Origin of the sequence: Solihabitans fulvus (assembly GCF_008386585.1) — a bacterium.
In the GTDB taxonomy this organism is placed as follows: Bacteria; Actinomycetota; Actinomycetes; order Mycobacteriales; family Pseudonocardiaceae; genus Solihabitans; species Solihabitans fulvus.
The window spans coordinates 1-316 of sequence record NZ_VUOB01000381.1; the positions used below are offsets into that span (position 1 = coordinate 1).

The window sequence follows — 316 nt, forward strand, 5'->3', positions numbered from 1 at the left end:
GTTCTTGACAAGGGTCTTTGTACGCACCAATTCATTGTTAGATGCATTATACACAACATCAATGATACGGGTTTTGCGAGTTGAACATTCCGATCCCCAAGAGAAGTTACCGGTGTCCAGACGCAGCGCACGGTACTTAGTATTTCCACCACGTGAACGAACGGAGTGGATACGCTGAGGACCGAGCCTGGTGTTTGCAGCGGGACGCCCTAACTCATACTTCCTCTTCTTGCGTATGGGCGCACGTTTCCCACCGGTGGCCCTTCGCTTATGCCAGTGATCCCGACTGATACCCATCTTAGTTGGGTCAAAAAAG

The 316-nt window shown here is 50.6% G+C and carries 1 protein-coding gene; it reads right to left on the reverse strand.

Translation table 11 applies throughout. From position 1 onward, the window contains the following. Positions 1–297: 30S ribosomal protein S8e (locus F0L68_RS46110; RefSeq protein ID WP_223199671.1), on the reverse strand; the 297-nt coding region annotated here is incomplete at its 3' end. Positions 298–316 lie beyond the last annotated feature (19 nt).